We start from the raw sequence: 15,755 nt of genomic DNA, 5'->3' as shown, positions 1-15,755 counted from the left end.
CAGAGACCTTGAGTAAAAAAGTTTTCATCAAGACCTATGGTTGCCAGATGAATGTCTATGACAGCAAGCGTATGGCTGACGTGCTGAAACCTCACGGCTATGAAGTGGCGGATGAGGCTGACGGCGCCGATCTTGTGATCCTGAACACTTGCCATATCCGCGAAAAAGCGGCGGAAAAGGTTTATTCCGAAATCGGCCGCCTGCGCGCCGAAAAGGAAGCCAAAGCCCTTGAGGGCAAGAATATGTATATCGCGGTTGCGGGCTGTGTGGCGCAGGCCGAAGGGCCTGAGATGATGAAGCGCGCGCCTGCGATTGACATGGTTCTGGGCCCGCAGACTTACCACCGCCTGCCCGATATGCTGAAGTCCGCCGAAGAGCAGCGCTCCGGCGGTCGCCGGTCTGCCCGCGTGCTGGATACAGAATTCCCGATTGACACCAAGTTCGATCATTTGCCGACCGACAGTGATTTTGACGGGCCGGCCGCTTTCCTGACCATTCAGGAAGGGTGCGACAAATTCTGCGCCTTCTGCGTGGTGCCTTATACCCGGGGCGCGGAATACAGCCGCCCGGTGGCGGATGTGCTCAAGGAAGCCCAGTCACTGGTGGACAAGGGCGTGGTGGAAATCACTCTCCTTGGCCAGAATGTGAATGCCTACCACGGCGATGACGGCAAGGGCGACACCATGACGCTGGGTGGCCTGATCAAGGCGCTCGACAAGATCGAAGGCCTGGGCCGCATCCGCTATACCACGTCACACCCGCGCGACATGGATCAGGAACTGATTGATGCACACCGCGATCTGAAGTCCTGCATGCCGTACCTGCACCTGCCGGTGCAAAGTGGCTCTGACGCCATTCTCGACGCCATGAACCGCAAGCACACGCGGGATGAATATTTCGCGGTGATTGATCGGCTGCGTGAAGCACGGCCTGATCTTGCGCTCTCGAGCGACTTTATCGTCGGTTTCCCGGGCGAAACGGATCAGGATTTCGAGGACACGCTCGATCTGGTGCGCCGGGTGAAATACGCCCAGGCCTACAGTTTCAAATACAGTCCGCGCCCCGGTACGCCGGCAAGCGTGAACGAGGACCAGGTGCCGGAAGAGGTAAAGTCTGAACGTTTGGCTCGGCTGCAGGCGCTGATCAACGAGCATCAGCTTGAATTCAACGAAGCCAGTATCGGCAAGGAAATGGACGTCCTGCTGGAGCGCGAAGGCAAGCTTCCGGGCCAACTTCTGGGCCGTAGCCCTTATCTTCAGTCGGTTCATGTTGATCTGACAAAGGGCGACAATGCGCTGGACGTGGCAGGCGATAAGCCATACACTGATTTCATGGGGCAGTTGGTTCGGGTGAAAATCGTTGAAGCCGGCCCTAACAGCCTTAAAGGGGAACTTGTCAGCGCCCTGCACTAAAGGCATGGACGCGGGCACTTAAGGAGCCGCAAACAGCACAATATGTACGCCAAGGCAAGCTCAGCGTCCGCCCGTCCGGGCACCTCATCATCCAACCACAAGAAAGTGGTTGAATTCGAAGACAACCGATTAGCGGCCGTCGTTTTTGGCCAGCATGACAGAAACCTGACCCGCATCGAACAGCGGCTCGGGGTGGTGCTGATCAACCGCGGCAACAGGATCGCTATTGAAGGCACGCCCGAACGCGCTGAAGTCGCGCGTACAGTGCTCGCAGATCTCTACGACATGGCCCGCCGCGGGCAGCCCGTGGATGTGGGCGAAGTGGACGGCGCGATCCGCATGGCGGAAGCCGTGCCGTTGGAGCCCATAGAGCAGTCTATCTCCGCCCGCCCTGACGTGACCAAGCCGAAGGATGCGGACCTCAAGATTACCACCCGGAACCGGGTGATCATGCCACGCTCACCGGGCCAGGCAGACTATATCAAGAATCTCGTCAAGCATGACATGGTCTTCGGGGTTGGCCCTGCTGGTACCGGCAAGACCTATCTGGCCGTTGCCATGGCTGTTGCGCGCATGCTCGCCGGTGAGATCGACCGTATTATCCTCAGTCGCCCGGCGGTGGAAGCAGGTGAAAACCTCGGTTTTCTGCCCGGAGACCTGAAAGACAAGGTAGACCCGTATCTGCGCCCGCTTTATGACGCGCTCTATGACATGATGCCTGCCGAACAGGTGGAAAAACGCATCGCGTCCGGCCAGATCGAAATCGCGCCGCTGGCTTATATGCGCGGCCGTACGCTGGCAAATGCCTTTGTTATTCTGGATGAAGCCCAGAACACATCACCCATGCAGATGAAAATGTTCCTCACCCGCTTTGGCGAGAACAGCCGTATGGCGATCTGCGGTGACGTCACCCAGGTGGACCTGCCGCGCGGCACGCGCTCGGGCCTTCGTGACGCGCTTGATATCCTCAAGGGCGTGGAGGGCATCGCTGTGACCCGCTTCACCAAGAAAGATGTGGTCCGCCATCCGCTCGTGGGCCGCATCGTCGACGCTTACGGCGACGAAGATGGTCGCTAGGAGCAGGTAAGGTAGAGACATGAGCGACGACCCTTCACCTAGTATCCCCGGCCGGGCAGGCCTTGATGCGCTGCCTGGCCTCACCTTCGATCTTGATCTTCTTGATGGAAGCCTTGGTGAGGCAGCCTTCGTGCGCCCCATAGTCGAGGCTGCGGTCAGTGCTGCTTTGCTGGAAACCATCGCACGGGTTCATGTGCCGATGGAACTGTCTGTGCGCATTGTCGGTAACGCAGAAAGCCAGGACCTGAACCGTGATTACCGCGGCAAGGACAAGCCGACAAATGTACTTTCTTTCCCCGGCACTGACCCTGACGACCTGATGGATGCATTCGACATGGCGGAAGCCGGTGGCCCGCCCGTGATGCTTGGTGATCTGGTGATCGCCGGCCCTGTTGTCGTGACTGAGGCAGGCGAGCAAAACAAACAAGTGCATCACCATTTGGCACATTTATCGCTGCATGGGGTTTTACATTTGATGGGTTTCGACCATATCGAAGAAGAAGATGCAGAAGAGATGGAAGCGCTGGAGCGCGAAATACTCGCGGGCCTTGGGATCAGTGACCCTTACGCCCTGCCTGAATAATATGATGGACGACAAAGAGTGACAGACCAATCGGCAAATACACCTTCGGGTGACAGTAGTAGCGCCTCCTCAAAGGGGCAGGGCGGTTTCTGGCGTTCCCTCAAGGACCTTCTTGGGTTCCGGAACGGCGAGGTCAGCCTGCGTGAAAGCCTTGAGGAGGCGATCGAGGAACATGAAGAAGAAACCCGTGGTCAGTCCTTGGGGGACGAAGAGCGCGAGATGCTCTTTAATGTGCTTCGTTATGGGGCCTTGCGTGTCGATGACGTGATGGTGCCGCGCGCTGATATTGTGGGTGTGCCCAGTGATATCGGCTACAGCGGCCTGATCAAGGTGTTTGCGGACGCCAACCATTCACGTATGCCGGTGTACCGCGAAACACTCGATACCGTTTTGGGCATGGTCCATGTGAAAGACGCCCTGCGCGTCGCCGCTGAGGGTGCCGAGCTTGAAGAGTTCAAGCTGTCTACAATCCAGCGCCCTGTGCTTTTCGTGCCGCCGTCGATGAAGGTGATCGACCTTCTGGCCAAGATGCGTCTGTCGCGGACCCACATGGCCATTGTGGTGGATGAATATGGCGGTACTGACGGCCTGTTGACTGTCGAGGATATCGTTGAAGAAATCTTCGGCGAAATCGAAGACGAGCACGATGAAATCGAAGACCCTTACATTACCCCGCTTGAAAATGGTGGCTATGATGTGGATGCCAGGCTTGAGGTTGACGAGCTTGAGGAAATCATAGGGGTGGACCTGCTTCCTGAAGAGCTGGATGAAGGTGTCGACACCGTCGGCGGCCTTGTCTTTTCACTGGCGGGTTGCGTGCCCGAGATCGGTGAGGTTATGGTTCATGAAAGCGGTTACCGGTTTGAAGTGGTTGACGCAGACCCGCGCAGGATACACAAAGTGCGCATTCATGTGGGTGCTGAAGACAGCACCCTGACAGCTGAGGACTAAAGGCGCACCTTAGACGCCCGGCCAAATGATTGGCAAGAACAAGCAGAGCAGCAAATGAGCGATCAAGGTCGGGATCAGTCCATGTTGGGCGCGCAACTTACGCGCCTTTTTGATTGGCTGGATAAGCGCAGCAGTTTTGCTGTGCATGCTTTCGCATTCCTTGTTGGGGTGCTGCTGTCGCGCACGTTCGCGCCCGCCAACTTCTTTCCCCTACTGTTTGTTGCCATCCCACTGATGATCGCGCTCATTGACCGGTCGAAAAACAGCGTACAGGCTTTTGCCCACGGCTGGTGGGTTGGCTTTGGGCTGTTTGCAGTCGGGCTTAGCTGGATCGGGCATTCTTTCACCCAGCAGCAGGCTGTGCCTGTGATTTTGGCGCCTGTGGCCATCCTGGCCTTGTCGGCGATCCTGTCGCTTTACGTCGGCATCGTCTTTGTGGTTTGCCGCATGCTCTGGTGCAGGGGCTGGCTCAGGGTACTTTTGTTCGCAGCAGTCTGGACCCTTTTCGAGGTCGCACGCGGCATGTGGTTTACGGGCTTTCCGTGGCACCTGGTTGGGGCGGCGTGGGCCGAATGGCTGCCCATGGCACAAAGCACCTATTATATCAGCGTCTATGGCCTGTCGTTCCTGACCGTATTTGCGGCAGGCATGTTTGTGTTGCTGCTGGATACGGGGCGCTGGCAGGCAACAATCCTGCCGCCAGTATTGGCTGTGCTGGTTCTGGCAGCCACAGCGACGGCAGGCTATGCGCGGCTGGACGGCAACCAGACGCACTATCACCTGGGCGTTTCCATGCGCCTGGTGCAGGCCAATGTGAAACAACGCGAAAAGTGGCTTTCCTACCTGATTGAGGACCATTTCGACAAACATATGACCTTGTCGCGCGCGGCAGACCCGGACGGCAAGGCCAAGGGCGTGCGGCTTCTGATCTGGCCGGAAACCGCGGTGCAGACCGAAAGCTTCGACCGCGACGGGTCTATCCACCGCTGGCGTATGTCCAAGCTGTTGGATTATGGGTCATTCGCCATTACCGGCGCGCCGCGCTATCAGCGCACGGAAGATGGCTATAATTATTATAACAGCCTGTTTGCCTTGAACTCGAGCGCTGACCTGTACGCGCGCTATGACAAGGTGCATCTGGTGCCGTTTGGCGAATATCTGCCCTATGAAAACCTGTTGAAAAAGCTTGGCCTGGCGCAGTTGACAGGCGGCAGCGCCTGGACAGCGGGGCGGACACGCCAGACCATCGCACTGCCCGGAACGCCCGGATTTTCACCGCTTGTGTGCTATGAGGCCGTTTTCCCAGGGCAGGTGATCGACACTCGTGACCGACCTGAATGGATTTTGAACATTACCAACGATGCGTGGTTTGGGTTCACAGAAGGGCCCTACCAGCATCTGGCACTGGCGCGCCTGAGGGCGATCGAGGAAGGCCTGCCGCTGGTGCGCGCGGCGTCTACGGGGGTGAGTGCGGTGATCGACGGATACGGCCGCACGCTTTCGAGCATGCCGGTGGGGCGCGAAGGCATTCTGGACAGCCCGCTTCCCCAAGCCATCGACACCCCGCCGATCACCACCGGCGCGCGGATTCTGCTGGTGACGCTCTTGTGTGCGCTGATTGCCCTGGCCCGTGTAATCTACTGCTGGCGGCGCGACAGGGCAGCCTGAAAAAGGGCACACCGCGCGTAAAAGGGCACAAAAGGGGCTTTGTCATAGGGCCCGTTTGCGCTATAGGGGCGGCCATGAGCGATACAGACAAAAACACCAAGGACTTCAGGCTGCCGGAGCAGCGCTTTTTCGGGCGCCGCAAGGGACAGAGTTTCTCAAACCGCCAGCAAAGCCTGATGGATGATTTTCTGCCGACCATTTCCGTCGAGATCCCTGAGGGTGAAAACGCGACACTGGATGCGGCAACGGTCTTTGGCAAGCCGGTGGAGGCGCTGTGGCTGGAGATCGGTTTCGGCAAGGGTGAGCATCTGGCCTGGCAGGCGCAGGCGCATCCTGATGTGTCGCTGATCGGCTGCGAGCCCTACCTGAACGGTGTGGTTGGCCTGTTGACCCATATCGAGGAAAACGACATCCAGAATATCCGGGTTTACGGCGACGATGCCCGGCACGTGATCTGGAAGCTGCCGGACGCCAGTGTTGACCGCCTGTTCCTTCTGCACCCGGACCCCTGGCCCAAGACCCGCCATGCCCGCCGCCGGTTTGTCAACCAGATGAACCTGAATGACCTGGCGCGAATCATGAAAGATGGCGCTGAGTTCCGTGTTGGCACGGACCACCCGATCTACCGCGAATGGACCATGCTGCAGATGGCTGAGCGGAATGATTTCGAATGGCTGGCTGAAGGTCCCGAGGACTGGCTGACCCGCCCGGACGACTGGCCGGAAACGCGCTATGAGGTCAAGGCACTCGAGGGTCGCGCCACCTATTTCCGCTTCCGCCGCGTCCCGCGCGCTGACGTGAAGGCCTGAGGCCTGCCAACCCACCTGCAATTGCGCAGTTGAGTAGCTGCACCTTTGGTTATAGCATCTCCTTCTTGGAAACTCTTTCGGGAAGGGGAGTCTTATGTCCATCAAAAACAAATTGTTAATCGCCGGCCTGACGCTGGCGCTGGCCGGTTGCTCTGATCAGGCGGAAGAAGCCGCGCCTGAGCGCAATATGGAGGAAGGCCACGGGGTGGTCTTGTTGAGCGGCCTGCCGACACTTGGCACCAAAGACAGTATCGCCATCATTGATCTGGATCCTGAATCAGAGACATTCGGCGATCTTCTGTATGACTATGACCTGCCAGAGTTCGATGGCCCATTGCACCATCTGTATTACAGCCCCAACGGACGGCTGTACGCCACCGGGCTGAACACCGATTGCAGCCTCGCGGAAATCGGCCTTGCGCGGAACGCGCAGGGTGACCCGGTTATCAACGGCGTCACCTGCATTGATACCCAGGGCCAGGTGATTGCCGAAGACATCATGTGGCACACGGCGAACGGCACGGAATATATGTTCGTGACCTTCATGGGCGGCACGGGGCTGGATCAGGCGGATGGCGGGTCGGTCGGCGTGTTTGATGCCCAGACCAATGCCGTGGTGAAGGTGATCGAACGCCGTAAAAGCAGCGTTGAAGAAGGCGAGCCCTTCATCATGTATCCGCACGGTATTTCGGCCTACGGTGACCGGATGGTCGTTGCTTCCACCGTGCACCCGGACCTCAAGACCGGGGTTGGCAACTCTATCCATGTGATTGACCTCAATAGCATGGAGCCGATCGAGAATATCGTGGTCGAGGACGCCAAGCCTGTCGGCTTCCCGTCTTCTCCGGTGGAGCTGCTGTTTGTGCGCCCAAGCATTGTACCGGACGTGGAGCCGGCTGTGCTGGTCAACACCATGTTCGGGTTTGAAACCTGGAAGGTACCCTATGACGCTGAAAGCAAATCCTTCGGCGCGCCCGAGAAGCTTTACGACGGCGCTTCAAACGGCACCGGGGTTCCGCTCGAGTTTTACGGCAACGAGACAGAGCTGTTTGTCAGCCACGCGATCCCGGGCATTGTGAAGCGCTATGATCTGGCCAAGTTGCCTGACCTGGTATCCACCGGGCCAGACATCAAGGCGGAGCTTGGCGCCCACCATATGATCTTCTACACCACTGCTTCGGGGCGCAAGGTGATGGCGGTACAGAACAACCTTCTGAACCTTGGGAACGCGGCTGACAATGACCCGACCGATGTCGATTTCATCGCCAAGCTCAATGACCATTCCCTGACGGTCCATGACCTGGCGACAGGGGAGCGCCTGGGCACGATCAACATCAAGGAAAGATACAACAAGGGCATCGACAATGTGGAAGCCCTGTTTGGATCGGGATTTGTACACCACCACTAGAAGCCAGTTGGCATGAGTAAGAAGTTTGTCATAGCAGCCTTGTTGCTGGCTGGGGGCGCGGTCTATTTTCTGGCGGGTATGCCACGGAAGGCCACCACACCCCTTGCGGACTTCACAGTGCCATTTGTCTATGGGCACTTTCAGGTGCCGAAAGAAAACCCGCTGACCAAGGAGGGCGTCGCCCTTGGTCGGCGGCTCTTTTATGATCCGCGCCTGTCGGGCAACAATGAGATTTCCTGTGCCACCTGCCACCAGCAGGCGCTTGGGTTTACGGACGGCCTGAAGGCAAGCGTTGGGGCGTCGGGTGTGCCGCTCAGCTTCAACAGCATGGCGCTGACCAACCTCTTGTGGGGGCCGCAGCGCTTTTTCTGGGACGGCAGGAGTGTGTCGCTCGAGGATCAGGCGCTCAACCCCATCCAGCACCCTGACGAAATGGCGCAGGACCTGGACGCGCTTATGGATGAGCTGGCGGAAGATGAAACCTACAAAGCGCTGTTCGATACGGCCTATGGCGGCATCAGCCCAGAGGCAGTTGCCATGGCGCTGGCCAGTTTCCAGCGCACCCTGGTGTCGGCCAACAGCCGCTATGACCAGTATCTGCGGGGCGAGATTTCCCTGACGCCGGAGGAGGAAAAAGGCCGCAAACTTTTTATGGCGCATCCGGATGCCAAGGTGGCGCAGAAGGGCGGTAACTGTATCGACTGTCACAGCCAGTTCCTGACAAGCGGCTTTTCAACAGCCCTGGATGGCTTCTCCAATAATGGCCTGGACGGTGAGGACGGCCTGCTGCCCGGCCTGTCAGCGGTGACCGGCAAGGCAGCACACAGGGGCTTCTTCAAGACGCCGTCCCTGCGAAACATTGCGGTGACGGCGCCCTATATGCACGACGGCCGGTTTGACACACTGGAAGAGGTGCTGGACCATTATGATAGCGGCATCAAGGACAGCAGTACGCTGAGCCCGCTTATCGTCGAGGCCGATAACCAGCCGCTCGACCGGCGCCAGCGTGGGCAAATCAGCCTGAATCTCACAGCAGATGAGAAGAAGGCCATCATCGCGTTCCTGCATACGCTGACGGATGAGGATTTCCTGACAGACCCGCGTTTTTCGAATCCATTTGAAGAGGAGGCCGGAGATGACGCGCGCTAAAACACTTCTTGCCGTTACGATTCTTTCTGCTGCGCTGCTGTGGGTCTTTCTGGAGATGAAGCCGGCCGTGAAGCCCATATCGCTTCGCTTCCACGCCCTTGTGGACGGCGAACCTCTCGTGCTTGATGACATGCGCTATCAAAATCCGGGCGGTGACGGGCAGTTCAAGGTCCGCGACTTCCAGTTCTATCTGAGCAACATCAGACTGACGGGGCCGGGCGGGGATTATGTTTTGCCTGACAGCTATCATCTGCTGCGCTTTGATGGCGACCAGCCGTATACCGAGATCAGGTTGCCAGCGATGGATGCCAGCGCGTTCGATGCCATCCACTGGGGCATCGGGGTGGACCCGGAAGCCAATGGCACCATCAAGATCACAGGCGACCTCGACCCCAACAACCGTATGGCCTGGAACTGGCAGGTTGGATACAAATTCATCCTGTTTGAGGGCGGGCTGGAGGACAGTGAAGGCTTCCTGCCGCTTGTCTATCATGTGGGCTTTGACGAAAACTATACGCCGCAGTCCCTGCCTTTTGCCGCAGCGGCAGAGAGTGGTGAGGAAACCATTGTGCGCTTTACGGTCGATATTGCTGCCCTGTTCAGGGCGGATGGGCCACTTGATATGGTCACTACACCGTCTGTGAAGTTTGACCGGGACGATGCCGCCAGAATAGCCGCAGGCTTCCCGAATATGATTTCCGCCAGCCAATAGCGGCGTGATGGCGTTTGCTGGTTTCTAGAAGCTGACTTCCATGCCAACACTTATCCTGTCCTTGTTGCGAAACTGGCCGAACAGGCCATCGCGCTTGCCGTAGAAAATGTCAGCACCGGCTTTCAGCCTTATGTTGCTGCGCCATTCATAAACCAGCGAGGCCTGCAGCAGGCCGTCGCCGTCATTCAGGCTCTGGATAAGGAGGGCTTCCGCCAGCAGGGCTTCGTTCATGAAACTGCGGCGCGCCAGAAAGGTGGCCCGTGTTTCGGTCCCGGACCGCACAAGGCCAAGGGGTGCCTTGCTCAGATGAGACTGGAAGATCTGGGTGCTCAGGAACCAGTCGGTAAAGCCGGCATAGTCTGCCCCCAGCACGTAGGAAAAATCATTGGCCCGCACCACGCCGTCCTGATCTGTCATGTCATCGGTGCGGAAGTATTTGTTGGTGGCGTATCCGATTTCGCCCCGCACCGTGATGTCACCAAAGACATTGGAAAATGTGCCGCCCAGCAGATGGCTGCGTTCATAGTTTTGGCGGATGGTTATGCCTTGCGCAGATGCAATCCGGCGCACCACAGGCCTGTCGGCATAGTGATAGGCGTAATTCAGGCTGAGGTCCCAGCCGCCTGTGAAGGCCGAAAGCTTAGCGGCAACGTCGCTGTCCGTGAAGGCGTTGCCCGGCTTGTCGGCATCGGCAAAAGTGACGGGCACACCGGGCGGCGCGCTGGGAACAATCAGCGGTGAGGTAAAGGCGAAGGCCGAGCCGGGCTCAGGAATTTCGTCGTATGTGGTGTCGGGAATCCAGATCAGCTGCAGCGTCAGGTCGCCGACAGGAATTTCAGCGTTGGCCGCCCACAGGGGAATGCGGCTGTCTTCAAAATCCGGCAGGATGAATTCGGCAAAGGATTGCGGGTTCAGGACATCAAGCACCTTCAGGCCATCCGCCTGCCCCCAGACAATCTGTTGCTTGCCAAGCCTGAGGAAGGTGGCACCGATTTCCGTGTCCAGGTAGGCCTCTCTCAGTTCCGCCTCAAGATGGCTGCCGATATGCCACCGGTCGCTCAAGGTTGCGCGGGCCTGACCATCTGGCCTGCCGGGCTCCAGCGTGTCTTTCAAGTCGCTGCGCAGGCGACCGATCAGGGTAACGCGTGTCCGGCTGGACAGGTCGAAGTGGACCTCGGGTGTCAGTGTGACAGTGCTTTTCTGCAAGCTGCCGTCGCTGAGGCCCAGGGCCAGGCTGGTTTCAGCGATGCCGGACACCTCCAGGTTTTCAAACATGTCGGCGCTTACAGGGGCAGTGGCAAGAATGAGGGCGCCAATGGTTGTTCTGATACTCGGTACAAGCCGCATGCTCGTCTCCTATCGGCCGCGCTTCAAGCTGCGCTGTTCAAACATGGCTTCATCCACTTCGGTGCCGTAATCCACTTCTGCGAAGGTGAAGATTGTCCGGTGGCCGGTCTTGAGGTTTTCCACGTCAATCCGGTGGGTGGTCCAGATGCCGGACACTTTGCGAATGTCGGAATTATGGACGACCTTGAGCGGGTTGCCGCCCACGTCCCACATCTCGGCCTTGCGCGACATCCATATGGTGGGGTCGATCCGCCACAGCACGCGGCCATAGCCAAGTTCCTTTGCCGTCTCTTCATCTTTTGGAATGCCTTCTATGACGATGGTTTCAAACCCATCCACCGTTTCCAAGCCCATGGTTTTGAAGGCATAATCTTCAGCGGCAACCTTGCCTTCCTTCTTGATGTCCTCATAGCTGAGGTCGGTTCCCAGGAAATAGTCGCCACGGTCTGACGCTGAGATGCGGCGAATTTTCCTGAGCGCAGGCAGGTAAAGCCACTGATCGTCGTCCGTGTCGGCGTCGGGATAGTCGTAGGTCAGGAAGCCTGTGCCCTTCACGCTTGAAGGCGCGGTGTAGAACAACACAGTGCGTTTCTCATCGCCGAAATAGCGCCGATACCCCTCCGTATCCCGGGTTCGTGTTTTGCCGCGCCGATCAATCAGTTCCATTTTGAGCGTGCGGCTGACCCATTCGCCTTCTTCACGGGCGTTGACCTTGGCGATTACCTCGTCTGCGCTGGGCAATGTGTCTGCGTCTGCAGGGGACGTGTGCAGCAACAGCGCCGCGCCAGTTGCGGCGATCAGCAGGGAAGCCGTTACGGATGCCGGCTTTGACAGCCCCGCCTCGTCTGCGTTGCGGAACAGGAAGGCCGGGCGCACCAGCTTGCCCAGGACCGGCAACAGCGTGATACCCGCAAGGAAGGCGGTGGACACAGCGGTGACAACAAGCAGACCGAAGCGCAGCAGCGGCGGCACTTCGCTGGTGGTCAACACCGCAAAACCAAGGGCCAGGGCAGCAAAATTGAAGAACAGGGCCCGACCCGTTGACGGGAACAGGTCCTGCAGGCGTTCGTCATAGCTGCCGCTTCTAGTGGCCAGCAGGTCCTTCATGCGGTCTAGCGTGTGGATGGCAAAGTCAATCCCCAGGCCGATTGCGATGGCGGCAAACATGCTGGTGCCAACGCCCAGCCAGATGCCGCCAAAGCCCATGACGGCATAAACAAGCAACAGGGCCATAACCACCGGCACAAGGGCAAAGAGCCCGGCAATGCTGGACCGGAAAACAAGCACAGTGGCGATGAAAACAAACAGCAGGGAAAGGCCCAGGCTTTTCACATGGTTTTCTTCGATGGTCTGTATCCATTTGTGCGTTACCGCCACGCGGCCGGAAAGGGTGGCTTTTATACTGGCCGTATTGAAGCGAGTGTCCACGTAGGTCTGGATTTCCGGGATCAGCTGTGTCAGCAGCTGATAGTCGGCCACAGGCAGGTTGAAACGGATATTGGCCTTCTGATAGTCATAGTCCACTTCTTCCTCAAAGTCGGTCGGGTCACCTGACGCGGCATAGAGGAAGAAGAGCTGTGCGACGAGGTCCGGGTCATCCGGGATGGTGTAGAATTCCTGGCGGTTCTCGTTCACGGCCTTGTGCATCTGCTTGATATAGTCAACCACCGACGTTGACCCATGAACCGCCGGAAGGCCCTCGACATAGGCCTGCAGGCTTTCCATACGGCGCAGGTTGGCCGGTTGGAACAGGGCTTCTTTTTCATCTGCCTCCACAATGACGTCCAGGAAATAGGTGCCGTCCATGCGGGCGTTGATTTCAGTGTCTGCGATATAGAGCGGCTCGTCGGTTTGGAAGTTTTCAATCTGGGCTTCCTGGATCAGCACACGGCTGGTGCCGGCCACCCCCAGAACAGCCACAAGGATGCCGATTGCCAGGGTGACCTTCGAATGCTTGAGCGCGCGCGCACCAAGGGCCGCCAGCAGGTGACCATAGCGGTCACCAACGTTCGCCCCGGCAAAAAGCCGGCTGGGCTTGATGTTGAAAAGCGTCAGCGCTGCGGGCAGGAAGGTCATGGAATAGAACCAGGCGCCAGCTACGCCAATGGCGGCAAACAGGCCGAAGTATTTCATCGGCGGCATTTCGGCGCCCAGCCATAGCCCCATGAAGCCAGCGATGGTGGTGATGGTTGTCAGGGTTACCGGTTGCCACATCTTGGCCATGGCCCGAACGGTAATCTCGCGCTGCGACGCGTCCGGGGTGCGGACTTTCTCCTCATACACCTGGCTCAGGATATGGATGCTGTCGGCAACCGCGATCCCGATCAGGATGGTCGCAAGCCCGTTGGTGATCACATAGAAGGACACCCCAAAGGCAGCCATCAGTCCAAGCGACGCTGCGACAGTCCCCAGAACGATGACGTTGGGCAGCAGGGCACCCGCGACAGTGCGAAAGGCGACAAACAGCACAATGGTGATAACAACGCCCGCCAGGGGGTTCAGGGTTTTGGCATCATTATCGATATAGGTGGCAAGATAGCCCGAGATTGCGCCCTCACCCGCGACATGAACGGCGTTGCCGTCCGGGATATCCTCGGCAGCCACAACGGCCATGACGTCCTGATAGGTTTGTTCGGCGATTTCCTGGTCAAGCAATTCGGCGATGATAAGGGTAGACTGACCGTTTCTGGCAACCAGGCTGCCCTGGTACAGGGGAAAGTCCTGGACGGCATCGCGGATGGCGTCTGCGTGCGCCTGCGTGGTTGGCAGGGGATCGTAAAAGTCTGTGACCTCCATGCCATCGAATGTGCCGACAATGTTGCTTTCGGTAGCCAGCGACATGATCTTGTCGGGGTCGACGTTTGGCAGGGCGGCAACCTTTTCCGTCAGGGCGCCAACCAGCGCCAGGCTTTCGGAGTTGAACACGCCGTTTTCACCGTCGTTCACCACAGCCACCACAATCGGGTCTTCAAGCCCGAAGGTGCGCCGGACATGTTCCCGGTACAGCAGCACCGGATCATCTTTTTCGATGAAGGCGTCGGAGCTGGTGTCCTTGTGAATTTTTGGCATGAAGCTGGCGGTTGCCGCAATCATCAGGACGCTCAGGATCAGGATGGTCTTTGGCCAGTTCGTCAGCAGGGTGAAAAGACGGGTGGCTTTGGGGGAAGGCGTGTTCATGGCATGTCTCACGTTATGGTGTAATTACACGTTTTTGGGTAAATGACCGGGATGGCAAGGGGGGAGGCACTTGCGGTCACCGGCGCATGGTTTCATATACGTGTATATACACATTATGGTCGGTGGTACGGTGATGCGGGTATTCATTCCGGTATTCCTTGATATCTAGCTGATGGCGTCCAGCCCCTGGTGCACAACCTGCCAGGTCTTGTCCCCCAGGTCGGCTTTCAGTGACGCTTGTGTCTTGCGCCACACGGGAAGGGTCTCTGCAAGTGTGTTCAGCCCCTGGCTGGATATGGTGGCGTGCTTGGCCCGGCGGGACTCTTCGGTGGCGATGGTCACAAGCCCCGCGCGCTCGAGCGGTTTCAGGTTGCGGATCAGGGTTGTGCGTTCCATGCCGATGATTTCCGCAAGCCTGGAAAGGGTTACCTTATCGGCCAGCGAAATGATCGTCAGCATGGTGAACTGGTTGCCTGTCAGGCCGAAAGGCTTGAGCGCGTCATCGTAACGGCGCGTGATGGTTCGGCTTGCCTTGCGTATCTTCTGGCATGCGCACTGGCCGGCGACGTCCTGCCGAAGCTGTTCTATGATGTCTTGATCATTCATAATATGTGTATATGCACTAATATTGATAAATGTCAAGGTGACGATCTGCGCCTGATGCGGTATACCATGACGGAAGAAGACCGAATCGGCACCGCTGTTTCGACAGGCCAGACCAATAAGAGGAAGGCTTCAGATTCGGGGTTGCCCCAAAAGCGTGTTCGCTGTATACAGAGCCCGCTTCTCCTAGAGTATTGGTTGATTATTCCAGGAGTGGGCTTCGGCCCACTGCCCGCGATAACCCATACCTAGAACGTAGTGGGCCAGTGTGTTCGGCCCGGCGTGAAGTGTGAAAGGACAGGACTAGTGAGCGACGCTGCGACTAACATTGCTGCTTTGATCGAACCGACCGTAGAGGCCCTCGGCTTTGAACTTGTTCGCGTAACCTATGGCGGTGGGCGCAAGCCTACGCTGCAGGTGATGGCGGAAAAGCCGGATGGCACCATGGGTGTTGATGATTGCGCGACCTTGTCTCGCGAGCTTTCGCTTATCCTGGATGTTGAAGATCCATTGCCAGGTGAATACCTCCTTGAGGTAAGTTCGCCGGGTGTTGACCGTCCGCTGACCAGGCGCAAGGATTTCGAGCGCTGGGTGGGCTTTGAAGTGAAGGTCGAAATGGAAGAGCAGATGGACGGCCGCCGGCGTTTCCGGGGTCCCATGACGTCCTTCAAGGACAATATGGTGACCATTGAAACTGACGAGGGCGTTGTCGAGCTCGATTTTGACGGCATCTCGAAAGCGAAACTGATCCTGACTGATGAACTTCTTGAGGCTGTGCAGAACGCTGCAAAGGCTCAGGCGAACCCTGACGATGCGCCAGACGGCACAGATGGGGCGGACACTTAAGGTTTTTTGCTGG

At 58.0% G+C, this 15,755-nt stretch carries 13 protein-coding genes; 10 read left to right on the top strand and 3 right to left on the bottom strand.

The features are described 5' to 3' along the window. Positions 1-8 precede the first annotated feature (8 nt). The 9 genes from miaB (at position 9) to KORLAC_RS00660 (ending at position 9,769) form a co-directional block, all read left to right on the top strand. Positions 9-1,412 carry a tRNA (N6-isopentenyl adenosine(37)-C2)-methylthiotransferase MiaB gene (gene miaB, locus KORLAC_RS00700; protein ID WP_068301278.1) on the top strand — a complete coding sequence of 468 codons (1,404 nt, stop codon included), beginning with the start codon at positions 9-11 and terminating at the stop codon, positions 1,410-1,412. 42 nt (positions 1,413-1,454) lie between these two features. Beyond that, positions 1,455-2,489, top strand: coding sequence for a PhoH family protein (locus KORLAC_RS00695; RefSeq protein ID WP_082714415.1), 1,035 nt, complete (start codon positions 1,455-1,457; stop codon positions 2,487-2,489). Between the two features lie 19 nt (positions 2,490-2,508). Continuing rightward, positions 2,509-3,072 (top strand): rRNA maturation RNase YbeY, encoded by a 564-nt coding sequence (gene ybeY / locus KORLAC_RS00690; RefSeq protein ID WP_082714414.1) that lies wholly within the window; start codon positions 2,509-2,511, stop codon positions 3,070-3,072. Positions 3,073-3,090: 18 nt separating this feature from the next. Further along, positions 3,091-4,023: a hemolysin family protein gene (locus KORLAC_RS00685; RefSeq protein ID WP_068301275.1), complete on the top strand. Its 933-nt coding sequence runs from the start codon at positions 3,091-3,093 to the stop codon at positions 4,021-4,023. A gap of 54 nt (positions 4,024-4,077) precedes the next feature. After that, the gene (gene lnt / locus KORLAC_RS00680) at positions 4,078-5,691 is read left to right on the top strand and encodes an apolipoprotein N-acyltransferase (protein WP_074519529.1); all 1,614 of its coding nucleotides are present in this window, start codon (positions 4,078-4,080) and stop codon (positions 5,689-5,691) included. A gap of 74 nt (positions 5,692-5,765) precedes the next feature. Beyond that, a complete protein-coding gene (gene trmB / locus KORLAC_RS00675; RefSeq protein ID WP_068301269.1) occupies positions 5,766-6,500 on the top strand; it encodes a tRNA (guanine(46)-N(7))-methyltransferase TrmB in 735 nt (244 codons plus the stop codon). Between the two features lie 94 nt (positions 6,501-6,594). Then, positions 6,595-7,908, top strand: coding sequence for a hypothetical protein (locus tag KORLAC_RS00670; protein ID WP_068301267.1), 1,314 nt, complete (start codon positions 6,595-6,597; stop codon positions 7,906-7,908). Between the two features lie 12 nt (positions 7,909-7,920). After that, positions 7,921-9,057, top strand: coding sequence for a cytochrome-c peroxidase (locus KORLAC_RS00665; RefSeq protein ID WP_068301265.1), 1,137 nt, complete (start codon positions 7,921-7,923; stop codon positions 9,055-9,057). Further along, positions 9,044-9,769, top strand: coding sequence for an MbnP family protein (locus KORLAC_RS00660; RefSeq protein ID WP_068301263.1), 726 nt, complete (start codon positions 9,044-9,046; stop codon positions 9,767-9,769). The genes KORLAC_RS00665 and KORLAC_RS00660 overlap by 14 nt, the downstream gene beginning before the upstream one ends. Positions 9,770-9,793: 24 nt before the next feature. On the opposite strand, the gene KORLAC_RS00655 is transcribed toward KORLAC_RS00660, so the two are convergent. The 3 genes from KORLAC_RS00655 to KORLAC_RS00645 form a co-directional block, all read right to left on the bottom strand. Then, entirely contained in the window at positions 9,794-11,116 is a 1,323-nt protein-coding gene (locus KORLAC_RS00655) for a DUF1302 family protein (protein WP_068301260.1), read from the bottom strand. 9 nt (positions 11,117-11,125) lie between these two features. Further along, the gene (locus KORLAC_RS00650) at positions 11,126-14,293 is read right to left on the bottom strand and encodes an outer membrane lipoprotein-sorting protein (RefSeq protein ID WP_068301258.1); all 3,168 of its coding nucleotides are present in this window, start codon (positions 14,291-14,293) and stop codon (positions 11,126-11,128) included. Positions 14,294-14,458: 165 nt separating this feature from the next. Then, positions 14,459-14,899 (bottom strand): MarR family winged helix-turn-helix transcriptional regulator, encoded by a 441-nt coding sequence (locus KORLAC_RS00645; RefSeq protein ID WP_068301499.1) that lies wholly within the window; start codon positions 14,897-14,899, stop codon positions 14,459-14,461. A gap of 303 nt (positions 14,900-15,202) precedes the next feature. On the opposite strand from KORLAC_RS00645, the gene rimP reads away from it, so the two are divergent. Next, on the top strand, positions 15,203-15,742 hold the full coding sequence (gene rimP, locus KORLAC_RS00640; protein WP_068301255.1) for a ribosome maturation factor RimP: 540 nt from the start codon (positions 15,203-15,205) through the stop codon (positions 15,740-15,742). The last annotated feature ends 13 nt before the right edge of the window (positions 15,743-15,755 follow it).

The organism is Kordiimonas lacus (assembly GCF_001550055.1).
Lineage (GTDB): Bacteria > Pseudomonadota > Alphaproteobacteria > Sphingomonadales > Kordiimonadaceae > Kordiimonas > Kordiimonas lacus.
This window is presented reverse-complemented; position numbering and strand designations above follow the sequence as displayed.